The following is a 22743-nucleotide window of genomic DNA, read 5'->3' as shown; positions in this document are numbered from 1 at the left end:
AAAATTCCCACAGTCTGATCAACTGTGGATTTAAACACATCTTTAACTTAGTTTTCGTTGGGAATTAAGTACAAATTACTACAAATTATCCAAAAGCTCTTCAACTGAAACATCAGCTTGATTCAAAATACTTTTGAGTGTTCCTACTGCTAAAGTTTTCTTGTGTAATGGGACAACACAAACTATTTCGGCCAAACTCTCATTTTCGTCAACTACTTGTTTTTTTAAGATGACATGACTTCCACTTTGTCTTGTTTGGATAAACCCTAAGCGTTCTAATGCACGAATGACTTTAGCAGCAGGTACTCGTGGTAGCTTAGGCACTTATCACCTCAAATGTAGTTAACAAACGCGGATTAGATTGGGGAACAGAAACTTCTTCCAGGTAAAGTTCAGTTGCTTCTTTGAGATTAGCGATCGCCTCTTCTATGGTTTCTCCTTGGCTAGCTGTTCCCACCTCTGGACATTCAGCTACATAAACATCTTCTTCCCAATACACAATTGCCGTTAATGTGCGAGTCATAATCAAAAATTATGGAGCGATCGCCCCAGGATGATCAACTCAATAATAGCAAGCAATCATCAGAATTTAACCGAGAATACGGTACAATCCAGAGGGATTTTTCGTGTCACCAACCCAGGTTCAGGATGGAAGCAAATTTTCTCACGGCTGTTTTTCTGCCCTTGGCTCTATTTATTATCATGTTAGGTATGGGGTTATCCTTGACCCCAGAAGATTTTAAACGAGTTGTCATTTATCCCAAAGCAGTGATTACTGGCTTAGTAGCGCAGTTAATCATGTTACCTATAATCGGCTTTGGTATTGCTTCCCTGTTTCCTCTGGAACCGGAACTAGCAGTAGGGGTAATGATTTTAGCCGCCTGTCCTGGTGGACCCACTTCTAATATGGTGACATTTTTAGCTGCGGGAGACGTTGCTTTGTCTGTCACCCTCACAGCTATCAGTAGTTTAATTACAGTTTTTACCATTCCTCTGGTAGTCAATTTTTCAATGCAGACATTTTTAGGACAAGGGACAACACTACAGTTACCTTTTCTCAAAACTGTTTTACAGATTGCAGTCATTACACTGATACCAGTAGCAATTGGCATGGTAGCAAATAAATATGCTCCCGGAATAGCCGCAAAAGCAGATAAACCTGTGAAGTGGGTATCTTTATTTTTCCTCGCGGTGGTGATTACCGGGGTATTGCTACGGGAACGAGAGAATTTTATTTCCTATGTCATTGATGTCGGTTTGGTAACTCTGGTTTTGAATTTAGTCACAATGGCTTTAGGTTTTGGAATTGCTACCTTAACCAAATTAGGAGAAAAACGCACTACGGCGATTACAGTAGAAGTAGGTATTCAAAATGGAACTTTAGCGATCGCCATCGCATCCTCCGAGACACTGTTGAATACCCCCACAATGGCCATTCCCGCAGCTATTTACAGTTTACTAATGTTTGCTACTGGTGCTGGATTTGCATGGTGGGTTAATAGTCGCCAAAGCTTGTCCAAAGCCTGAAAGTTAGGAAAATAATATGTCCTGGATCGAATTAACTCTGCATACAACCCATGAAGCCGTTGATTGGGTGTGTACCTTACTTGCGGAAACTATTGATATTAAAGATATTTATATTACAGAATATGCAGAATCTCACTCGGCTAATTCTGATTGGAAATGTACAATTCAGTTATATTTACCCAACGATATCGGGGCGCGGACAAGTGTAGAAAAAATTGAAACTTTGCTTTCCCCTTTGCATCGCACGGGAATGACCACAGCCATTGAAACAAGCATTGTTGAAACTAAAACAGATATCGCAAAACCACTCATTCATCCCATTGGGGAAAGATTTGTGATAGTTACTTCCGATACACCTGATCTTTCGGAGATACCAGACAAAATCACCTTAAAACTTCCGAAAACCCTCGCCTTTGGTAGCGGGTTACATCCAGCCACTATTCTCAGTCTGCGACTGCTAGAACGCCATCTAGAAGCTGAAATGCAGGTACTAGACTTTGGCTCAGGTTCAGGGATTTTAAGTGTAGCCATGGCAAAAATGGGAGCTAATGTTTTAGCCCTAGATAATGACAGTGTAGCTGTAGAAGCCACTCAGGAAACTGTCTCTTTGAATGGTGTAGCGCCCCAAGTCAAGGTCATGCAAGGTAGCCTGGGCTGTGGTAGTGAACTGGGGCATTGGCTGGGTGGAAACACAGTTAAAGATGTCTCAAAAATTGAAACAAAAGACACCTTCGATCTAATTGTTGCCAACATCTTTGCACGGGTACATATTGCCCTGGTTGACGATTTTAGAGCAGCATTACGTCAAAATTCACCGGGGCTACTAATTACAGCCGGATTTACCACAGATCATGAAGAAAGTGTGACCACAGCCCTAACTGAAGCCGGCTTTGAGGTAATCGATTGTGAACGATTAAACGAATGGGTTGCATTTGCCCATCAGTGTAATTCGTAGTTCGTAATTCGTAATTCGTAATTCGTAATTCGTAGTTCGTAATTCGTAGTTCGTAATTCGTAATTCGTAATTCGTAGTTTACTTAAGGTTCTTGAAGTAACTAAGTTTATACTCAGCACTCAGCACTTTTCTAGGGAGACGTTCCCCCCAAACGTCCCTACAGAGGAAACCTCAAAACTTGAACTGATCTAAATGACTGCGGGGATTGTAGGTACGGATAGCCCGAATTTTTTCATAATATTCTCGCTCTTGGGCGCTGAGGTCTTTTGATGGTGCGATCGCCACCTTCACCAACTGATCAGTACGTCCACCCTTAGTTAAAGGCCAGCCCTTACCCCGCAACCGTAAAGATTGACCAGAACGCACACCCGCAGGTAACTTCACATTCACCGAACCATCAGGTGTGGGAACATCAATTGAAGCCCCCAAAGTCGCTTCATCTGGGGTAATAGGAACCTCACACACCAAGTTATCCCCTTCAAATTGGAAAAATGAATGTGGCTGAAGTTCAACCTTTAAATATAAATCACCCCGTTGTTGAGTCATGGGGTTCAATTGACCTTTACCCCTGACCCGCAAGCGAGTACCAGTTTTAGCCCCAGAAGGAATACTAACTTCAATAGTTTCATTACCTAAACTAAAGCGCTTTTTGACACCACCAAACGCCTCAGCCAAAGTTAAAGAAATCGACGCTTCTGAGTCTTGCGCCCCACTCGTACCCACATCTTGAAACCCAAAATCATTAAAGCCGCCATAACCACTGGGTCTACTCCGAGAAGTACTATAAGAATAGCCTTGTCGCCCACCACCACGGGGACTCGGACCACCAAACCGTCCTAATAACTCATTGACAAATTCATCAAAACTGCCATATTGACTGAAATCACCCATATCCACACCAGCACCGCCGGAGGGGAAACCGTCGCCCGCTTGTTTCCAGTATTGACCGAATTGATCGTACTTTTTACGCTTATCAACATCTGATAAAACTTCGTAGGCTTCACTTACTTCTTTAAATTTCGCCTCAGCGTCCTTGTTATTGGGGTTAACATCAGGGTGATACTTACGAGCTGATTTACGAAAAGCTTGTTTAATTTCTTCTGGAGTGGCAGTTTTACTGATTCCTAAAATTGCGTAATAGTCTTTGAAGTCGGTTGCAGCCATCTACCATCCTCCTATAAAAATTCTGTTATGTTTTTTCGTAAAATGTGAGCTAGGATTTTTCCTGGGTAAAATCCCAAGAATCGGGAACTCTGATTTTAAATTAACAGACAATACAACAATTCAAGTGTGGTTCCCTCCGACAACATCGGTGCAATTTCCGTACTCCCTTTTTTCAGGAAAACAAATCAGCTTGTCAATTCCTTCTTCTAGGGTAGGGGGTGCATCCCGGAGTTGACGATACATTCGCCAGATTATTTCTTGGGGAACTTGGCGTTGACGCTGTTGATTCCGTGCTAAACACAGCCAAACAGGAGTTCTCACCCATAACCCGATAATTTTTGTAAAACCGACCTCACGGGCTAAGGCGATAATTTCCCGGCGCTTTCGCCTCTGGGCATTAGTAGCATCAAAAATGGTGGTTTGCTTTGCTGCTACTGTTTGTTTAAATTGCCTTTCTATTTCTCGCCAAATCAACAGCCAAGGTCCTTGAGTTGCTTCCGAACCAAAAAGCTGCCCCCGAATTGCATCCGTTGAAATCAGGTGCATTGGGGGGCATTGTGTGACTAATTGTTGCGCTAGGGTTGATTTACCACTACCAGGCATACCAATTAGTAAAAATAGTTGCGTCACTTTTCCTGTATTCGGGTCAATGGTTAATTAGTATTTATCACTAAAAAATCACCTAGTGAATAATAACGAGTGACTAAATTATAGTGCCGTCAGGAATTACTGCATTTTTCAAGACAACAACAATACCACTGCGGATGTAGAAGCCTTCATTTTCCCGTTCTGCTTCCTGTACGTTATCTTTATTGATAATCTTGACATCACAACCGATCTGAGCATTTTTATCAACGATCGCACGGCGAATAATCGTATTGGGACCAATACCTACGGGAATGTCGCCTTTTTCTAAAGTACATTGACGTTCCACAAAAGGTTGATAAAAGTCTGCACCCATTAATAGGGATTCTTCGATCACACAACCAGCTTCAATGCGCGATCGCACTCCCAAAACTGAATGTTGAATCCGACAATCTTTCAAAATACAACCTTCGCCCACAATTGACTCTGTGACATGGCAACTCAGCAGTTTACTCGGTGGTAAATAACGGGCGCGAGTATAAATTGGGGCTTTTTCATCGTAGAAGCTAAAAGGTGGTAAAGGTTGTTTAGTTAAAGCTAAATTCGCGTTATAAAAAGCTTCGATTGTCCCAATATCTTCCCAGTAATCATCAAATAAGTAAGCTTGGACATTGTAATCCTTGCTAGCATCAGGAATAATTTCTTTCCCAAAATCGGTACTTTCTAAAGATTCCCGCAACAACTTGATCAAAACATCTTTTTTAAAGACATAAATTCCCATCGAGGCGATATAGGGCTGTAATTTCGCTTGTTCTGGCGATAATCCCAGTATACTAGTATCAACCTTCATCCTTTCTAATTCAGCACCTTTGGGCTTTTCGCTAAAATCAATCACCCTCCCAGAATTGTCTATTTTCATCAAGCCAAAATCTGAAGCCCGGCTTTGATCTATAGGAATAACTGAAAGCGTAATATCAGCACCCGTTTCCCGGTGACGCTGGATAAACTGGCTGTAATCCATGCGGTACAGGTGATCTCCTGAGAGAATCAAATACTCATCCGCATCCCATTCATTCAACAGCCAGAGGTACTGACGCACAGCATCAGCCGTACCTTGGAACCAGTTAGGATTTTCTGGAGTCTGCTGTGCAGCTAAGACTTCCACAAAGCCCTCATTAAAGCCGGTAAAATTATAGGTACGGGCGATATGGCGATTCAGAGAGGCTGAATTAAATTGTGTCAGCACATAAATTTTGTATATCTCGGAATTGATGCAATTACTGACAGGGATATCTATCAGGCGGTATTTTCCGGCTACCGGTACGGCTGGTTTAGCACGTAGTTTCGTTAGCGGATACAGACGAGTACCCGCGCCACCACCAAGAATGATTGCTAATACTTTTTTCACAAAATTTCTCCCAACGGCCTTTCAACTCTCACCTTCAGTTTAGGACGGTCTGAGACTACTGGTAAGGGGTGATCAAAGATTCCTTTTGACTTGAGTTAAAAGAATCCTATTATTAATGGATGACTCACTAGGATAAGTGTTGCAAATTTTACCAAGAATCAAAACCCCTGTAGATATCTTGTATGGAACGTCTCTATATTTGCTTTGAGCAACACCAAAAATTGAATATCATCAGTGAGAGATGATTTAAATTAATTCATGGAAATTCAAACCCCAGACTGGGTAAAGCACGCTGTTTTTTATCAAATATTTCCAGATCGCTTTGCTAGAACCCAACAACCTCAAAAACGATTGTTAAATGATGCATCTTGGGAAAATTGGGAAACTATGCCCACACTCCAAGGTTATAAAGGCGGCGATTTATGGGGAATTATTGAGCAGTTAGACTATATTCAGGATTTAGGAATTAACGCTATTTACTTTACTCCGATTTTTCAATCAGCCAGTAATCACCGCTATCACACCCATGATTATTATCAGGTTGATCCTTTGCTGGGGGGTAATCAGGCTTTTCGGAAATTTCTGGATGCAGCCCATGAACGCAATATTAAAGTTGTGCTGGATGGGGTTTTTAATCACGCGAGTCGGGGCTTTTTCTTTTTCCACGATATTCTCGAAAATGGCCCCCATTCTCCTTGGGTGAATTGGTTCAAAATTACAGATTGGCCTCTTGCGCCTTATACGGGAGATTTACCAGCCAATTATGAAAGTTGGGCGGATAATCGAGCTTTGCCAACTTTTAACCATGATAATCCGGATGTGCGAGAATATATTATGGAAATTGGCGAGTATTGGCTAAAATTTGGCATTGATGGCTGGCGGTTAGATGTGCCATTTGAAGTGAAAGCACCAGGGTTTTGGCAAGAATTCCGCGATCGCATTAAAGCCATAAATCCCCAAGCTTATATAGTGGGGGAAGTGTGGGGAGATTCCCGTGAATGGCTAGATGGTACGCAATTTGACGGGGTGATGAATTACTTATTTACTGGGCCGACCATTGCCTTTACCGCAGGCGATCGCGTAGTTTTATCACAAGTAGAAAACCGTGATTATCAAACCACCCCACCTCTATCAGCTGCCGAATATGCCCTGAAAATGCAGGAATTACTGCAACTATACCCCTGGGAAATTCAACTCACCCAACTAAACTTATTAGCCAGTCACGACACAGCCAGATTAATCACCATTGCTGACGGCGACCAACCCAGCGTAGAATTAGCCACATTACTATTACTCACTTTTCCCGGTGCGCCTAGTATTTACTATGGTGACGAAGTTGGTTTACCCGGAGGAATCGATCCTGATTGTCGGCGTGGTTTTCCCTCCGCAGCTAATTGGAATCAGGAACTTCTCAACATTCACCGCGAATTAATTACACTGCGTCACAAACACCCAGCCTTGTGTACAGGAGATTACCAAGTATTATTCGCCCAGGGAGAACTATATATTTTTACCAGGACGTTAGGAACCGAAGAATTAATTATTGCCGTGAACGCAGATACAGCGATCGCCACGGCTAGCATAGATGCAGCCAGTTTACACACCCAACCCCAGAAAATTCTATATGGCGCTGGGGAATATCAATGGTGTGATCAAGAACTTTCCTTAACTCTTCCTCCACGCAGTGGCTGCATTCTGGGCTAAAATACGCAGCATTAAATTCTAAGTACTGCTAAACTGGGGGATAACCTCATGAACCACTGAATATGCTAAAGCGTTCCAAATTCGAGACTACCCAGTCTCAGATCATGCACCGTTCTGAAGAATTAATTAGTGCAGCTTCCAATCGCTACCGCATTACAGTTCAGGTGGCAAACCGTGCTAAACGTCGCCGTTATGAAGACTTCGACAATCCATCAGAAGATGTGATGATGAAGCCAGTATTGAGGGCAATTATCGAAATGTCCGACGAACTGACACAACCAGAAATCATTGGCGAACTATAAATTTAGACTTTTGCAGAGGTGAGTGAGGATGAGCCAAAATTTATCATTCATTCCGACCCGACTGCAACTTAGACAAGCACTCACTACTTTTATAGTGGTGGGTGTAGTGCTATGCAGTTTAGGGTTAAATAAATTACAACCTGCCATCGCCCAAAGAATCAGCCCAGGAGACATTTGGCAGCAAGTATACCAGGAAATACCAGACCTACCTAAAGAGAATCAGTACATCAGTAAAGATACTGGCACAATTGCTGAAGAAAATACCTTAGTTAGTCGCCTAATTACTTATCATATTTATCGAAAAGGACGCGCCCCCAACTATCGCTTAGATTGGAAACTTACCCTAGCCGATTACCTCAACGCCAACGAAATCATCTATGATCACTCCTATCCTGGTAATGACACATTAAAGCAAAATCCTCTAGAAAGCGATCGCACCGTCATCACCAACCTCACTCGCCAACAAAGAAACCAACTCGTACAAGTATTAACAGATATATTTAATCCCACATCTCAGAACAGCCAAACAACACCCACACCCAAAAAACCCCAATTACCCCAAACTGGTGGCGCGGAACTTCTCAAATAAAAAACCTCTTTGCGCCCCTTTGCGTTTCAAAACCAACTCATGGAACAACTCATCAAAAGCGGACAGGGTTGGCGAATTGGCTGGAAACCCAACGCCGAAAAATTCCAGGGATTATTAGGCACAGACGATTGGGCTATAGAACTCACCGCAGCCGAACTAAACGACTTTTGCCGACTATTCGCACAGCTAGCAGACACCATGAAACAACTCGCAGCTGAATTAATGGCAGAAGAGAAAATTGCCTGTGAAGCCGAAAGCGATTTATTGTGGATGGAAGTAGAAGGCTACCCCCACGCCTACACTTTGCGCCTGATATTAAATACAGGAAGGGGTGTAGAAGGTCAATGGGAAGCCGCCGCAGTGCCAGAATTACTACAAGCAGCCGGGATGTTGAAAGTTTTTTAACTTAACCCCTTGATTATTCCAGAGCTTTGCATTAGAATAATAATTCTGACCGGGGCGTAGCGCAGCTTGGTAGCGCGCCACTTTGGGGTAGTGGAGGTCGTGGGTTCGAATCCCGCCGCTCCGATTGACAAAAGACCCTAGCCTGCTAGTCTTTAAATCAAAGATTAGCGGGCTTTTTAATTTTTAAAATTCTTCTGATTCACATTTTTGACATACGTTGAAATACTAAATCAGATATCTTGGGAAAGATTTTCCAATCATAAGCATAAGCACGATCTTCTCCAATCTGACACACCCTACAAAATCCTTACCCTGTAAATCCTTAAATCCTCTATATCCTGATTCTGACAATTGCTAGTTTATAATTGATCCAAGTGTAACTTTTCCATTTACCAAGGAGGAATCAGTCATGAAGGGATGGGAAACTTTAGATGCAATAGAAAGACAATCTGATAAAGTAAGTGGAGCATGGGTATTTCGAGGAACAAGAGTTCCGGTTACTGCATTATTTGAAAATTTGCGCGATGGTGCAACAGTAGATGAATTTTTGGAGTGGTTTCCACCTGTGCAAAGATCACAAGTTGAAGCTGTACTTAATTATGAGCTTGAAGCATTAGCTGCTTAGATATGAAAATTCTTTTTGATCAGGGAACTCCAGTACCACTACGAAAATATTTAACAGATCATTCTGTAACAACAGCTTATGAAGAAGGATGGTCTAATTTATCAAATGGAGATTTATTAAAAGCTGCTGAAAATAAAGGATATGAAATACTTGTTACAACGGATCAGAATTTGCGTTATCAACAGAATTTGAGCGAACGTCAAATTACAATTGTAGTTTTACTATCAACTTCATGGCCAAAAATTCGGACACAAGTTGATAAAATTTGTTCTATTATTAATACCACTGAATTTTGTGATTATAAAGAAATCTCTATCATCTAGTTCAATTAGAAGTGTTATAGAAATATGTACATTTTTGTACATTCATTTGATGTTGATAATTTTGAAGTAACAACATCTCCTATAGCTGAAACATCGGATAAAAAAGCAACAGGCGTTATATTAAAAATACAAGTTAAATATACTAAGACTATTTATCATAATAGAATACAAGAATCTAAGGAATCTGGAGAAATTATTTGGTTGCCTCCAACTACAAAAATATCAATTTATGATGCTATAAATCTAATTTTAACGGAACGTTATGGTCTAAAAATTGAAGAAACATCACCACCTTGGATAGAAGACTAGAAACTTCCCAATCAAATTATTTTGGAAGAAAAAATCTTAAATTACACTAATGAAGTTAAACATTTAGAAACTCTAATAATCATAGAACAAGAAAAATCAAAAGTTGTAAAACGCTATCATAAACTCCTATATGAGCAAGGCGTAGATGGATTAGAACCTATTGTACGCGAGGTATTAAGAGAATTAGGTGCTACAGTAGATCACCCTATTAAAGGAGAAAATAGAGACGATGGATTACTTGAAGACCCTACAGGTCGAGAAGCAATATTAGAAATTAAAGGTAGAAGAAATAAATCTTTATCACTAGATGATGTACGCCAGCTAGACAACTGGGTCAGAGATGCACTTTATAGTGATAATCCAAAAAATAGAAAAGGTATACTTATTGTTAATATGTATTGTAATCTTCCCCTTGAACAGCGCCAAGAACCATTTCCAGCTAATTGTATTGACATGGCTAAAAACAACAAATATTGCTTATTGACTACGAGACAGCTTTATTATGCAATTTGTTTAAAGCAACAAAATGAATTTCAAGAAACAGAATTTTGGGATACAGTATTCAATACGGATGGTGTTTGTTCATTACCTGAGATTTAAGTTTAATCGAATCTTCTTCTTTGCGCCTTTGCGCCTAACGTACTTCGTACTTCGCCACGCTGATGCGTGAAACAAATCCATATCTTAATTCAGCAACGCCGAAATAATAAATTACAGATGTAGACGCAAAGTCACTACTCTATACTCAAAATATCTTTGTGCATGAAAGCACGATCTACTAAAGATTGAATTTGGTTAGATGATAGAGGCTGACCATTAGTATAGTGTTCTATCCAGGTTTTACTAATTAGATTTGGGTCATCTGGTAAACTGGCTAAATCCCATCCTGGCATTTCTAAATCTTCCATCAAACGGTTGACTTTAGGATCATAACTGAGTGCAAAACAGCGACAACCTTCAGCCGCAGCCATGATTAAGCTGTGCAGACGCATCCCAATGGCCATATCTACACCTTGATAGACACCTTTTAATAGTTGCGGATCTTCTAACATCAGAATTTTACTGACATCTGGTAATTGGGGTTGAATGGCTTCGGCAATTCCTAAATCTTCACTTTTCTGAAATGGCAACAGTAAAATAAAGGCTTGGGTCGCTTTCTGAAAATCTACTAAGGCGCGGGTTAAATTAGCTAACCGCTTTTCTGTGAGTTGGGGATGATTTCTCAAATTCACCGCTACTCTGGGCGAGGGTAAATCTGCAAGTTCTGGTACTGGCTGACTTTGTAAAGCCCAAACTGGGTCAGGCGCGAGTACACAAGGAATTTGCCAATCATTTAGTAAAGCTGCACTCACGCGATCGCGCACACTAACTCTGCTACAATATCCGAAGGAGTGTTGTGCTAACCAGCGAGTTTGGGGACGCACTAAAGGTCCAATACCTTGCGCCCAAGCCACAGTTTTTAAACCCATTTTCTCAGCCAATGCCATCAACCCGCCATAATAAAATGGACTCATGGTACTGGTGACATCTTGAATTAAACTCCCACCGCCCCAGATGAAAACATCGCAAGAACGCAAAGCCTGTAATACAGGTAAAACTTCCATGCGATTATGAGATTCTACCTGATAGCGATCGCGCGTTTCCTCTGGATTGCCAGAAAGCACCACAGGAGTCACATGAGATGGTAGCATTTGCAAAAGGGTCGCCAATAAAGCCTCGTCACCACCATTACCCTTACCGTAATACCCAGACAATAACGCCCGCATCTTTGCCATTGTGAATGTTGAATTTTAAATCTTGAATTACTTATGCACGCCCTTTCTATCCCCACCTGGATTATTCACGTTTCTAGCGTAATTGAGTGGATTGTTGCCATTTGGTTAATTTGGACTTATGGCGAACTCACCAATAACCGGACATGGGGAGCATTATCTTTTGCCATGTTACCAGCTTTAGTTAGTGCTATGTGCGCCTGTACCTGGCATTATTTCGATAATTCCCCAGCTTTAGAATGGTTGGTAACACTACAAGCAGCTATGACCTTAATTGGTAATTTTACACTGTGGGCAGCTGCGGTATTGATTTGGCGTTCCACTAAAGCAGAAGATACCACAACCGAGACTGTCACACCCGAACCTATGAAATCAAATTCATGATATCCAAAGAAACCCTATTTGCACTTTCTTTATTTCCCTACTTGGGTTTCTTGTGGTTTATTCGCCGCAGTCCCCAAACCCCACCTATCGCCCTCTATGGATTTTATGGGACTTTGGTATTTGTTGCCATTACCATCCCCGCCGCCATTTATGCAGAATTGAATTATGGCGTTTCCCTCGCCGACATTGATTGGTTACACGGGGGTGCAGAAGTTTTTTTAACCTTGGCGAATATTCTCCTCGTGGTGGGTTTCGCCCAAGCTATTAGAGAATTAAAAATGAAAGTTAAGTCCCCAGAGAAATAACTCATTTGTGGTTAAATCTCCTGGCTATTGACATCAAGTAAAAATTATGATAATAGGAATAAATAAATGGAAGTAATCCCAGCCATTGACTTATTAGAAGGACGCTGTGTCAGACTATATCAAGGAGACTACGAGCGATCGCAAGTTTTTAGCGAGAACCCAGTAGACATTGCTAAACAATGGGTTGACCAAGGCGCAACCAGATTACATTTAGTTGACTTAGATGGTGCAAAAGCAGGTAAAGTAGTTAACCTCAAAGCAATTGCAGCGATCGCCGAAGCCGTGACAGTCCCCATAGAAATTGGTGGCGGATTGCGCGATCGCACCAGCATTCAACAAGTATTTAACTTAGGAGTACAATGGGCAATTCTCGGAACCATAGCCGTAGAACAACCCCAGCTAGTACAAACACTCTGTGAAGAATTTCCCGGAAAGATTATCATTGGCATAGATGCCCGTAACGGACTAGTAGCCACTCGTGGTTGGTTAGAAACCTCCGAAATCTTAGCCACCCAACTAGCCGTACAAATGCAAGAACTCGGCGCAGCAGCCATCATCTACACAGATATCCATCGAGATGGCACACTCATCGGTCCCAACCTAGAAGCCCTCAGAGAACTAGCCGCAACCATTTCCATTCCCATAATTGCCTCTGGGGGAGTCAGTTCCGTCACCGACCTATTGAGTCTCTTAGGCTTAGAAACCCAAGGAGTCACAGGCGTAATCGTGGGTCGCGCCTTATATACAGGCGATATTGCACTCAGAGAAGCACTCAACGCCATCGGTCCCGGACGCATCCAGGATATTCCCCCCAACATCGACTCCAGCTTTGCTTAACTAAAAAATTCACCCCAGTAATTTAGCCGTGACAGCAACATCAGCCCAAAACTCAACCTCAGTGTTTAATCTGTCTCCCTTAATTCGGGTTACACTACTGAGCCTATATATAGCACTCACAGTCCCCCTACCATTCTTAGCCCAAGCAACAGCCGCACCCATCCAGCCAGAATTATTGTGGATAGGAATCAGTATAGGCTTTGTGGGTTTATATGCAGTATTGACAGAAAGAGTCATAGTAGATGATCAAGGGATTCAGGTAACTTATCCCGGCTGGGTTCCCAGCTTCTTTCGTAAAGGCTGGACATTACCCTGGTTAGATGTCAAAGAATTAAAACCCCGTTCCACAGGTCAAGGGGGATTAGTCTATTATTTTCTCAGTCAGGATGGAAAAGCCTACTTATTACCGATGCGTGTAGCCGGATTTTCCCGCCTAGTAAAAATAGTAGAAACCAAAACCGGCATAGACACCACAGACGTTCGCACCTTAGCCCAACCCTGGATGTACTTCATCCTCTTCGGATTCACCCTATTATTACTATTGGTAGATGCCTGGACAATTATCACAGCATTAGGGATGTCTCAGTTATAAATTAACCAAACATCCATTTCTTCCTTCTTCCTTTGTGTACTTTGCGTCCTTTGCGGTTCGTTTCTCCATAAAACTTGAACAATCAAACCACAGCCAAAATCAGGCTAGAACAAATTAGCTTATCCGCCAAGCTGAAACCGCAACTTCAGGGATACCCAATATTACAGGATATCTCCTTTGAAGTATTTCCAGGCGATCGCATAGCCATAGTCGGCCCATCTGGTGCTGGTAAAACCTCATTACTACGCCTCATCAACCGCCTTAGTGAACCCACCAGAGGCAAAATTTACCTTGAAAATCAGGAATATAGCCAAATTCCCGCCATACAGCTACGCCAAGTAATCACCCTCGCATTACAAGAAGCAAAACTGTTAGGAATGACAGTCCAGCAAGCCTTAGCATATCCTTTAATTTTACGAGGTTTGCCCCCAAACACAATTCAAGAAAGAATTGATTATTGGATAGAACAGCTGCACATTCCTAGAGAATGGTTGGGAAGGAATGAATTACAACTGTCTACTGGACAGAAACAACTAGTAGCCATCACCCGTGCTTTAGTTATCCAACCCCAAGTTTTACTATTAGATGAGCCAACATCAGCGTTAGATGCGGGTACAGCCGCCAATCTTGTGCAGACCTTAACTCAGATCACTCAAACTCATCAAACCACAATTTTGATGGTAAATAACCAGCTTGACTTAGCCCAGATGTTTTCCAACAGATTATTATATTTACAGCAAGGTCAGTTACTCACAAATCAAACAGCCCCTGAAATCAACTGGACTAACTTACAAGAACGCCTAATACAAGCAGAAAAACAAGCAGCCGAAGAATGGATTTAATTAAGAACTTTGACTGCTAACTGTAGAACGCGGAGGAGTAAACCTTTCCTTAGTTAACTTACTTGCTAGCTGCGGCACATTAGGTTTGAGACTTTCCATATTAAATCGATATCCCACATTCCGGATAGTTTGAATCAAACTAGGTTGACGAGGATCGAGTTCAACCTTTTTCCGTAACGATAAAACATGAGTATCAATCGTGCGCGGATTGTCAATTGCATCAGGCCAAGCGCGACGTAGTAATTCCGTCCGACTCAAGGCGGCTCCTCCAGCCTGTGCCAAAACATAGAGTAAACTAAACTCCTGGGGCGTTAAATCAATAAACTCACCGTGGAAACGCACACGGCGCTGTACCAAATCAATTTGCAAGCTGCCATAATCCAGATAAGCTGGTGCAGTAGGGGTACGCCGACGGCGAATTAGCGCCTCTACCCTAGCCAAAAACTCTTGCATTCCAAAAGGTTTGCTGAGATAATCATCAGCCCCCGCCTTTAAACCTGCGACAATATCAGCCTCATTACTACGAGCTGATAACATCAAAATTAATGGCTGTTGCTGAGAATGCAACCAACGACAAAACTCAATACCATCACCATCAGGTAAATCGGCATCAAGAATCACCAGTGTTGGCTGTTGACTTAAAAAAACTTCCCTTGCTTGATAAATGCTGGCGGCTTGATGAACACGGTATTCTAACTGTTGCAAGTGCCATCCCAGCAACGACCTTAAATGGGGATTCCCCTCAATGATTTCAATACAAACCGAACCCACAGTGGCAATACCCCTTAGCGTCGATGAATTTCAAAGTAACAAGGTCATGCTCAAGGTTTTGTAGTCTTTGTTACTTCCATTCCGATTAACTTGACATTTTCTCATTCTAAAAGTACTAAAATCCTTGACGGAAGCCTTTCCCAAAGCTGAATTACTACTATTATTTAATTTATTCTTAAATTTTTGTTAGACTAAGGAAAACCTATTTTTGGTTAAACTTCCTCCCTCAAAGGGACGAGACTAATCCCATAAACGATAACTAAACAGGGTGAAATCTACCGAAGCTATATTTAATCTTTTTGTCTAGTCGGATTAATAAATTTAGTAAAATTTGTCATCGTAATCATCCAATAAATCCCGACAGTTGACAAAAAGAATTATGAAAATAGCTGATCAAACTATCATATTCCAAAGTTTCTAGAATAGGATGGGATTACATTGTAATTGGGGGAGGATCTCTCTGACAGTAGACATTTTGTCCTTGACTTGAAGCAACGAATGTGAAAATAACACTTCACATTTCAGCGTCAATCGTTTACAATCCTCGTTCTAAACCGACTAAATATAGCAGTTATGCTCCAAGACACACAAACCATCCGCTACTACCAACGAATTACCGATGCCTTCGTCGAGTTATCCAATCGCGGTTATCGGACGGATGATCTGCGGATGTATTTGGATGGATATCTAGCCGCACTGCGACAAAGTAACATTATCGAACCTATATTGATTCATCGCTTAGAGGAGGAAGCTAGGCGCTACCTATACGATGCCTCGAATTTTGTCAGAACTCAACCAGAGGCACAACTGGATTATTATTAATGTCTTTTAACGGGTAATCCGTCCGAATGCTTTAACCATTCAACGCTGATGATTATAGCATATCTTTGGCGTTGATCAAGGCTCTAGTGCTGTGAAATTTGGAAGTATCTGATTATCTTGCTGAAGTCCACACCCACAAGGACATTGGAGATTTGAGCATTAGAATGTAGAAAAATTTGCCCAGGAGACAAACCCACTCTAGTGGGTTGCAAATCCCGGATTTTAGCTGAGTCTGCCTGGGCGGGCTTTTTTTATGTATCTCTAATAGAAATTAAGAAGCCAGCGCTACTTCTACCACTTCCTGCAATTCACCTTTTTGGTAGAGTTCAATCAAGATATCGGAACCACCCACAAATTTACCATCAACATAGACTTGGGGAATGGTCGGCCAGTTGGAGTATTCCTTAATACCCTGACGGATTTCTGGGTCAGAAAGAACGTCAACGGTTTCAAAGGGAACTGCCAAGGTGTTGAGAATCTGCACAACGTTGTTAGAAAAACCACACTGAGGCATCAACTTGTTGCCCTTCATGAATACCATGATTTTGTTTTGTTGTACTAAATTATCAATTTTTGCTTTGGTTTCTGGAGTCATGGACTTTTTGTTTCCTATGTTGCTAATAGCCAAATGTCAATAGTCAGTGTTTCAGTGGCAATTTTAACTGATCGATTTTAAGAAGCTGCTGTGGCTTGCCACGCTTCTGGGGTATAGGTTTTTACTGCCAAGGCATGAATTGCTTCAGTTGACATAGCTTGCCGCAAAGCACCATAAACTAACTGGTGTTGTTGTACAAGTCCCTTATCGGCAAACTGCGATGAAACTACTGTTACTTGGTAGTGGTCGCCGCCACCAGTCAAGTCTTGCACCTGAATTTGAGCATCAGGCATTTCCGCCTTGATCATTTCCTCAACTTGCTGCGGATTAATCATCGCAATTCCTGAAAAAACTTACTTTTCTATTATTCATCACCAACCGACTGCTGATGCAGATGGGAATTACCCATCCTACGATTAGGGATTCCTCGTTATTCTCATGGCTGAGATTGGGTTTCTTATCTAGTATTGTAGGGCAAAAACAGATTTTCCGAGTCTTAAGTTCTACCTAAATCGTGATCTACTACCACTATATAGACTGACGGTGTACACACAAATCCAAGACCTTTTAATTTGATTAGGGCGTGTTATTCACTTTAATCCTAACGCACCGAAAATTCAGGATGGGATGAAGCAATTTGATCATATTTATGTGTACACTGTAGCTATATATACGTAAAGATGATTTTTGATTATCCCTTGACTAACTTCTATCGGTTTGGGGATGAACTGGTACTTGACCCCAATGAAGCGTTAAGAAATCCTCTCTCCTTCAGGAAGAGGAGGTATGTCAACGAGGAAAAGGTGCATCCACAAAACCTAATTCAAATAGCTGTTGATAGGCTTTCGTGCCTAATTCTCGTGTAGGGTTTTGACTTTTAATAATTTGAACTAACAAGGGAACGGCTAATTCTGGCTGATTTTGCGCCCTATAGACTAATGCTAATTTATAGGTGGCTTCATCTCGCTTTTGTGCGGTTTCTAGGGCTTTTTGACGCTGGGAATCGGAAACTCGATTATCAATTCCAGTAAAGCTAGCGTTTAATTCTTGATAGAAATTAGATAGTTGATTATAAACTTGGCGTGCTTCTTGGAGTTTCTCGGCTGCTAAGGTGTAATCTTGCGAAGAAATGGCTTGATCTGCTGCTTGTATGAGCTTTTCGCCTCCATCTATACTCAAAATACTATTATTTTGGGCTGTAGGACGGAGTGTGTTGGGATCGTTGGGTTCAATAATTTCTACTTGACTATAAAGACTGGGTAGCTTTTGTATCTGAGCATTTACAGGTGATAGCAGACTGATAAATAGGATAAATGATAACGAAGTAAGGGGAATTAAAGGACGAACGGCGACAGAGTTCATGGGTTCAGTTGGTGTGACAATTAGATCAAAAAGAAATGGAAACTTCGGGTATCTTAACTCTGTTTTTGTTTTTGACGACACAAAGTTACATACTGATGTTCCTGTGATTTAGACTAAAAATTCCTTGAATAGAGTTCCCATTTTTCCCAGATAGCAGTTATTACCTATGTGCGGTATACATCAGGGATAAATACAGATAATCTAGTATCTCATTAGAGGGGGAAACCCTAGATAATTAATCACTAAATTTGCTGCTATGAATGATGACGCTAATTACTCGAATTTTGCCCCAGGTGGTGTACCAGCAAGCAGTCGGGGGATGGTTTTACAACGGGGTGGGGAAGAATTAATTTTAGAAAAGGTTTTAGACTGCTTCACTGTTCGTTTGATTGGGGAATTGACTCCGCAACAATTATCTCAGGTGATTGGTGGCTTTTGGCACGGTAGTATTCCCCAAGCAGATTTGGAAATTTTTACGGTTTTACCCCAGCAGTTAGAGTCGGCGATGTCTCAAGCGCGAGGTTCTAAAAATGTGGCTTTTGCTGGTCATGTTTACAGAATTACAAGTAATCCTGGAACTTTTGTGTATTTGAATGACCAAGTTACTGTTCAGTTTGCTTCTGGGGTAGATGCTACCACTATTGAGGCGATCGCCAGTAAATTTGGCTTGGTGAAACATAAACCTGTGTTGGGTGTGGCTGATACTTTTGTGTTTTTAGTTAGTAAAGAAGCTAGAGAAAATCCTCTGAAAATTACTAATCAGTTACAAGGTTTGTCGGCGGTGTTAGTTGCTGAACCGAATATTTTGGTGAAAAGTGAGTTACATTACAGACCCCGTGATTCTATGTATCCTCAGCAATGGTATCTTCACCACAATGGCGGAAATCAGTTGGTAGGGGGTTCTCATATTTCTGCGGAACAGGCTTGGGATATTACTCGTGGTGTGCGTTCTGTGGTGGTGGCTGTGGTGGATGATTCTTTTGATTTGCAGCATCCAGATTTGCAGGGTATGGGGAAAATTGTTGCTCCCAGGGATTTACGGAATAATGATTTTTTACCGATTCCTGGTGAGAAAGAAACTAGTCATGGTACGGCTTGTGCTGGTTTGGCGATCGCTGAAGAGAATGGGACGGGAATTGTGGGGGTTGCTCCTGGCTGTGCATTGATGCCGATTCGGAGTACTGGTTTTCTGGATGACCAATCTATTGAGGATATGTTTAATTGGGCGATTGATCAAGGAGCTAGTGTAATTTCCTGTAGCTGGGGAGCTTCTGCGGTCTATTTTCCTTTATCTTTGCGCCAACGGGCTGTGATTAGTCGGGCTGCGACTACGGGACGGAATGGTAAGGGTTGTGTGGTGATGTTTGCGGCGGGAAATGCTAACCGCCCCCTCAAAGGTACTGTGAATGAACGGAATTGGCCGGACAATTTATTACAAGGTAATACTGAGTGGTTAAGTGGATTTCCTTTACATCCAGATGTGATTGCTGTGGGGGCTTGTACTAGTTTAAACAAGAAGGCGGCTTATAGTAATTGGGGAACTAATATTGCTGTGTGTGCGCCTAGTAATAATGCTGCACCGGGATTGAGTTTTCAGGGTAGGGGTTTTTTGAATACCCAACCTGCGATCGCATCGGCTCTTCCCGGAAAAAAAATTCTCACTATCGATCAAGTTGGAGAGGCAGGTTTTGATGTTGATAATTTTACTACTAATTTCGGTGGTACTTCTAGTGCTACTCCTTTGGTAGCAGGTGTGGCGGCCTTAATTTTGTCGGCAAATTCTAACTTAACGGCGCAGGAGGTGAAGTCAATTCTGGAAGAAACTGCTGATAAAATTATTGATTCTGACCCAGATCCACAATTGGGTATGCAAGAAGGTACTTACAACAGTAATGGATATTCTCAATGGTTTGGTTATGGGAAAGTGAATGCAGCGAGGGCGGTACAAGTAGCCCAGAAACTAGCTGGTTCTGTGTTGTCTGCGAATAAATATGTGAGGGCTGACAATTCCCGTCAGGTCAGTATTCCCGATGATAATCTACAGGGAATCACCAGTGCGATCGCCATTAGAGAATCCAGCAATATTAAAGATATTCAAATAACAGTTAATATCACCCATGATTTTTTAGGGGATTTAGAAATCTATTTAATAGCTCCCAATAATCAACGGGTATTGTTGCAAAACCGCACATTAGGTTGTCGCACTAATTTACAAACAACATACACAATTGCGTCGCACCCCGCCCTCAAACAGTTACTTTCTCTTTCCGCTAGAGGAAATTGGCAGTTATGGTTAATCGACTATGCTTCCCAAGATGTCGGAAAACTCAATAGTTGGTCATTAGTCATTGGTCATTAGTCAATCAATTTTAGATTTTAGATTTTAGATTTTGGATTAGACTGCAATCTAAAATCGCTTTCTCCAAAATCCAAAATTCTTTGCTCCCCACACTCACTACTCCCTACTCCCTACTCCCAAACTACGTAAATATATATAATTATTGATTACTTAATTTTTCTAGAACGAATTTTAAGTCTGATGTGAGATTTTGGGCATTTTGTTTGATTTTACCCATCGTGTAATCTGAGACATTTAACGGCTTACCAATAGATATTTTTACCCCTGTACCCCACTGTGGATAAGGTTGGCTATAGTTAATACTCACGGGGACAATTTTTATATCTAATCCTGGTCGATTCAATTCAGCACTCAAAGATAAACGCGCAATTCCTGGCTTTAACGGGTGAACTGTGCCATCCCGATAAATATTACCTTCTGGATAAATAACTAATGTTTCTTGTTGTTGAAGTAATTCCACAGCATGACGGAGAGCAGTAATAGCAGGATTTTGAGGATCGACAGGAAACCCTCCCATACTTCTCACTAACCAGCCTTGCAGTCCTTGACACTCATTAATAGTTACCATAAATCTCAAGTCTCGCCCTGTCACACAGCGTCCAGTAGCATAGGGTAGAAGCAATGAATCCCAGCGTGAGCGATGGGTAGGAGCCAAGATCACAGGGCCAGTTAAGGGAATATTTTCTTGTCCAGTGATTTCAATTTTTCCAAAGAATAACGGTAAAAGAAAATGCTGCCCCAATAGATAGAAAAAAGGACTTAACCAAGGAGAGACCCGCGAGGTAGTATGAGCTACCTTCGTATTTGGTTTTTTACTAGCTGATATTTTTTGGGAAGTCTGATCGTAAGTATAAATTTCCATAATGGTGGTAGCTGCTGCTTGTTGCGTAAAATATAACTAACCCTTGATTAATTACACGGTAGTTTTTCTTGGGTAAATTGTGTTCAAGCTACTGGACAGTTTGATCTCTGTCTTTTATTTTTTTTGACGACGTTTGATAAACCAGGTTTGTAATTGCTGACGACAACTTGCTTCTAAAACACCTCCCAGCACTCGTAGCCGATGATTAGAAGCAGCACTATCAGGAATGTTAGTAACAGTGCGAACTGCGCCAGTTTTAGTATCGTCCACTCCATATACCAGCATTTCTAAACGTGCGTGTACAATAGCACCTGCACACATGGGACAAGGTTCGAGGGTGACGTAGAGGGTACATTGATTTAACCGCCAATTATCTAAACGTTTGGCGGCTGCTCTGAGAGCGATGATTTCTGCGTGAGCCGTGGGATCTTGGTCACGTTCTTTTCGGTTTTCACCTTCAGCAATTAAATTACCACTAGAATCAATAATTACAGCGCCAACGGGGATTTCACCTGCATCACCTGCAATTTCTGCTAAGTCTAGGGCGCGTTTCATCCATTGGCGATGTCTCAGATATTCTGGATTTTCAATTAGCATTTTCCCCTCAGTATTGAGAAAGTCAGGATTTATAGCTATGTCCATCAAAATTACGACAGAAACAGATCATGAAACCTTTACAATTAGCGAGTTTCCAGCCTGTTCCCTGTTCCCTGTTCCCTGCTATAAATCCTGACTAAAAACTGGAGCAGTATTTAGGATATTGCTATGAAAATTCTGGCTCACTGGCTAAAAGTGAGTCGAGTTGAACTTTGGTATCTAGCTGATAAAGTTCATCACAACCACCAATGTGCTGATTATTGATGAAAATCTGTGGTACTGAACGACTACCATTAGCACGTTCGGCCATTTTGTCTCTGGCTGCTGCGTCACCATCAATTTTATATTCTGTGAATTTGACACCTTTCCAAGAAAGCAACATCTTGGCACGGATGCAATAAGGACAGGTTTGCCAGGTGTAGATTTCTACGTTGGCTTTGACTCGTTCGGGATGGCGACCAAAAAGCTGGTTGAGAAAATTCAGCATATTTTTTCTTATGGAGTTTTGTTAATTATTTCTAGCCTAATTGATCGCTGGGGTGGTCAACAAAACATCTCTATAGCGGAGGATTGTAGTGAATGTAGGTACTTTAGGACTAATAAAATAGATTGAGATGAATCAAATTTATGTAGGACTTACGCATAATCTACGTTTTCTTGGCGTTCTTCTCCCAAGGGGAGACGCTACGCGTTAGCGGAGCTTTCGCTTTAGCGATAGGCGGCTTGGCGGTATGCGCTTCGCGCACG

At 41.7% G+C, this 22743-nt stretch carries 30 protein-coding genes and 1 tRNA gene; 18 read left to right on the top strand and 13 right to left on the bottom strand.

The features are described 5' to 3' along the window. Positions 1-78: 78 nt before the first annotated feature. Together VB620_RS04625 and VB620_RS04620 are read right to left on the bottom strand one after the other, a co-directional pair. Positions 79-324 (bottom strand): type II toxin-antitoxin system HicA family toxin, encoded by a 246-nt coding sequence (locus tag VB620_RS04625; RefSeq protein WP_323194967.1) that lies wholly within the window; start codon positions 322-324, stop codon positions 79-81. Then, a complete protein-coding gene (locus VB620_RS04620) occupies positions 317-523 on the bottom strand; it encodes a type II toxin-antitoxin system HicB family antitoxin (protein WP_323194966.1) in 207 nt (68 codons plus the stop codon). Before VB620_RS04620 ends, VB620_RS04625 begins: the two co-directional genes overlap by 8 nt. A 125-nt stretch (positions 524-648) precedes the next feature. Here VB620_RS04620 and VB620_RS04615 point away from each other — a divergent pair, with 125 nt between their 5' ends. Continuing rightward, positions 649-1527, top strand: a complete 879-nt coding sequence (locus VB620_RS04615) for a bile acid:sodium symporter family protein (protein ID WP_323194965.1) — start codon at positions 649-651, stop codon at positions 1525-1527. A gap of 16 nt (positions 1528-1543) precedes the next feature. Beyond that, entirely contained in the window at positions 1544-2482 is a 939-nt protein-coding gene (locus VB620_RS04610) for a 50S ribosomal protein L11 methyltransferase (protein WP_323194964.1), read from the top strand. A gap of 171 nt (positions 2483-2653) precedes the next feature. Here the strand turns inward: VB620_RS04610 and VB620_RS04605 are convergent, their stop codons facing one another. The 3 genes from VB620_RS04605 to VB620_RS04595 form a co-directional block, all read right to left on the bottom strand. After that, a complete protein-coding gene (locus tag VB620_RS04605) occupies positions 2654-3646 on the bottom strand; it encodes a DnaJ C-terminal domain-containing protein (protein WP_323194963.1) in 993 nt (330 codons plus the stop codon). Between the two features lie 120 nt (positions 3647-3766). Then, positions 3767-4276 carry an AAA family ATPase gene (locus VB620_RS04600; RefSeq protein WP_323194962.1) on the bottom strand — a complete coding sequence of 170 codons (510 nt, stop codon included), beginning with the start codon at positions 4274-4276 and terminating at the stop codon, positions 3767-3769. 73 nt (positions 4277-4349) lie between these two features. Next, positions 4350-5639, bottom strand: coding sequence for a glucose-1-phosphate adenylyltransferase (locus VB620_RS04595; RefSeq protein ID WP_323194961.1), 1290 nt, complete (start codon positions 5637-5639; stop codon positions 4350-4352). Positions 5640-5897: 258 nt separating this feature from the next. Here VB620_RS04595 and VB620_RS04590 point away from each other — a divergent pair, with 258 nt between their 5' ends. The 9 genes from VB620_RS04590 (at position 5898) to VB620_RS04550 (ending at position 10496) form a co-directional block, all read left to right on the top strand. Further along, positions 5898-7343, top strand: a complete 1446-nt coding sequence (locus VB620_RS04590; protein ID WP_323194960.1) for a glycoside hydrolase family 13 protein — start codon at positions 5898-5900, stop codon at positions 7341-7343. A gap of 62 nt (positions 7344-7405) precedes the next feature. After that, the gene (locus VB620_RS04585) at positions 7406-7645 is read left to right on the top strand and encodes a DNA-directed RNA polymerase subunit omega (RefSeq protein WP_323194959.1); all 240 of its coding nucleotides are present in this window, start codon (positions 7406-7408) and stop codon (positions 7643-7645) included. A gap of 28 nt (positions 7646-7673) precedes the next feature. Next, positions 7674-8234 carry a hypothetical protein gene (locus VB620_RS04580; RefSeq protein WP_323194958.1) on the top strand — a complete coding sequence of 187 codons (561 nt, stop codon included), beginning with the start codon at positions 7674-7676 and terminating at the stop codon, positions 8232-8234. 39 nt (positions 8235-8273) lie between these two features. Beyond that, positions 8274-8639 carry a DUF1818 family protein gene (locus VB620_RS04575; protein ID WP_323194957.1) on the top strand — a complete coding sequence of 122 codons (366 nt, stop codon included), beginning with the start codon at positions 8274-8276 and terminating at the stop codon, positions 8637-8639. Between the two features lie 50 nt (positions 8640-8689). Next, positions 8690-8763: transfer RNA gene (locus VB620_RS04570), tRNA-Pro, on the top strand. 285 nt (positions 8764-9048) lie between these two features. Further along, a complete protein-coding gene (locus tag VB620_RS04565) occupies positions 9049-9264 on the top strand; it encodes a DUF433 domain-containing protein (RefSeq protein WP_323194956.1) in 216 nt (71 codons plus the stop codon). Positions 9265-9266: 2 nt separating this feature from the next. Next, on the top strand, positions 9267-9587 hold the full coding sequence (locus VB620_RS04560) for a hypothetical protein (RefSeq protein WP_323194955.1): 321 nt from the start codon (positions 9267-9269) through the stop codon (positions 9585-9587). Positions 9588-9611: 24 nt separating this feature from the next. Beyond that, entirely contained in the window at positions 9612-9896 is a 285-nt protein-coding gene (locus VB620_RS04555; RefSeq protein ID WP_323194954.1) for a hypothetical protein, read from the top strand. A 21-nt stretch (positions 9897-9917) separates the two neighbouring features. Next, positions 9918-10496 (top strand): hypothetical protein, encoded by a 579-nt coding sequence (locus VB620_RS04550; protein WP_323194953.1) that lies wholly within the window; start codon positions 9918-9920, stop codon positions 10494-10496. 134 nt (positions 10497-10630) lie between these two features. On the opposite strand, the gene csaB is transcribed toward VB620_RS04550, so the two are convergent. Next, positions 10631-11662: a polysaccharide pyruvyl transferase CsaB gene (csaB, locus tag VB620_RS04545; protein ID WP_323195000.1), complete on the bottom strand. Its 1032-nt coding sequence runs from the start codon at positions 11660-11662 to the stop codon at positions 10631-10633. Between the two features lie 42 nt (positions 11663-11704). Between csaB and VB620_RS04540 the strand changes: the two genes are divergently transcribed. The 5 genes from VB620_RS04540 (at position 11705) to VB620_RS04520 (ending at position 14628) form a co-directional block, all read left to right on the top strand. After that, positions 11705-12052: a DUF2499 domain-containing protein gene (locus tag VB620_RS04540; RefSeq protein WP_323194952.1), complete on the top strand. Its 348-nt coding sequence runs from the start codon at positions 11705-11707 to the stop codon at positions 12050-12052. After that, positions 12049-12357 carry a DUF3593 domain-containing protein gene (locus tag VB620_RS04535; protein ID WP_323194951.1) on the top strand — a complete coding sequence of 103 codons (309 nt, stop codon included), beginning with the start codon at positions 12049-12051 and terminating at the stop codon, positions 12355-12357. Before VB620_RS04540 ends, VB620_RS04535 begins: the two co-directional genes overlap by 4 nt. Before the next feature lie 66 nt (positions 12358-12423). Beyond that, positions 12424-13194: a 1-(5-phosphoribosyl)-5-[(5-phosphoribosylamino)methylideneamino]imidazole-4-carboxamide isomerase gene (hisA, locus tag VB620_RS04530; RefSeq protein WP_323194950.1), complete on the top strand. Its 771-nt coding sequence runs from the start codon at positions 12424-12426 to the stop codon at positions 13192-13194. Between the two features lie 28 nt (positions 13195-13222). Next, a complete protein-coding gene (locus VB620_RS04525) occupies positions 13223-13786 on the top strand; it encodes a hypothetical protein (protein WP_323194949.1) in 564 nt (187 codons plus the stop codon). A 74-nt stretch (positions 13787-13860) separates the two neighbouring features. Then, positions 13861-14628, top strand: a complete 768-nt coding sequence (locus VB620_RS04520) for an ABC transporter ATP-binding protein (protein WP_323194948.1) — start codon at positions 13861-13863, stop codon at positions 14626-14628. Here the strand turns inward: VB620_RS04520 and VB620_RS04515 are convergent, their stop codons facing one another. Next, positions 14629-15399 (bottom strand): response regulator transcription factor, encoded by a 771-nt coding sequence (locus VB620_RS04515; RefSeq protein ID WP_323194947.1) that lies wholly within the window; start codon positions 15397-15399, stop codon positions 14629-14631. It lies immediately after the preceding gene. Positions 15400-15972: 573 nt separating this feature from the next. Here VB620_RS04515 and VB620_RS04510 point away from each other — a divergent pair. Beyond that, positions 15973-16221, top strand: a complete 249-nt coding sequence (locus VB620_RS04510; RefSeq protein WP_323194946.1) for a DUF6761 family protein — start codon at positions 15973-15975, stop codon at positions 16219-16221. 271 nt (positions 16222-16492) lie between these two features. Here VB620_RS04510 and grxD read toward each other — a convergent pair whose 3' ends face one another. The 3 genes from grxD to VB620_RS04495 form a co-directional block, all read right to left on the bottom strand. Then, the gene (grxD, locus tag VB620_RS04505) at positions 16493-16816 is read right to left on the bottom strand and encodes a Grx4 family monothiol glutaredoxin (RefSeq protein WP_323194945.1); all 324 of its coding nucleotides are present in this window, start codon (positions 16814-16816) and stop codon (positions 16493-16495) included. Positions 16817-16893: 77 nt separating this feature from the next. Beyond that, positions 16894-17151 (bottom strand): BolA family protein, encoded by a 258-nt coding sequence (locus tag VB620_RS04500; RefSeq protein ID WP_323194944.1) that lies wholly within the window; start codon positions 17149-17151, stop codon positions 16894-16896. Positions 17152-17605: 454 nt separating this feature from the next. Beyond that, on the bottom strand, positions 17606-18178 hold the full coding sequence (locus VB620_RS04495) for a hypothetical protein (RefSeq protein ID WP_323194943.1): 573 nt from the start codon (positions 18176-18178) through the stop codon (positions 17606-17608). Positions 18179-18434: 256 nt separating this feature from the next. Here VB620_RS04495 and VB620_RS04490 point away from each other — a divergent pair, with 256 nt between their 5' ends. Further along, positions 18435-20537: a S8 family serine peptidase gene (locus VB620_RS04490; RefSeq protein WP_323194942.1), complete on the top strand. Its 2103-nt coding sequence runs from the start codon at positions 18435-18437 to the stop codon at positions 20535-20537. 139 nt (positions 20538-20676) lie between these two features. Here VB620_RS04490 and VB620_RS04485 read toward each other — a convergent pair whose 3' ends face one another. The 3 genes from VB620_RS04485 to grxC form a co-directional block, all read right to left on the bottom strand. Next, complete coding sequence (locus VB620_RS04485; protein ID WP_323194941.1) at positions 20677-21399, bottom strand: lysophospholipid acyltransferase family protein; 723 nt, start codon at positions 21397-21399, stop codon at positions 20677-20679. A 114-nt stretch (positions 21400-21513) separates the two neighbouring features. Further along, positions 21514-21996 (bottom strand): tRNA adenosine(34) deaminase TadA, encoded by a 483-nt coding sequence (gene tadA / locus VB620_RS04480; protein WP_323194940.1) that lies wholly within the window; start codon positions 21994-21996, stop codon positions 21514-21516. A gap of 166 nt (positions 21997-22162) precedes the next feature. Continuing rightward, complete coding sequence (gene grxC / locus VB620_RS04475) at positions 22163-22483, bottom strand: glutaredoxin 3 (protein ID WP_323194939.1); 321 nt, start codon at positions 22481-22483, stop codon at positions 22163-22165. Positions 22484-22743: the final 260 nt, after the last annotated feature.

This window comes from Nodularia harveyana UHCC-0300 (genome assembly GCF_034931085.1).
Taxonomy (GTDB): Bacteria; Cyanobacteriota; Cyanobacteriia; order Cyanobacteriales; family Nostocaceae; genus Nodularia; species Nodularia harveyana.
Note: the sequence above shows the minus strand (reverse complement) of the source record. Positions and strands in the feature narration are given on the sequence as shown.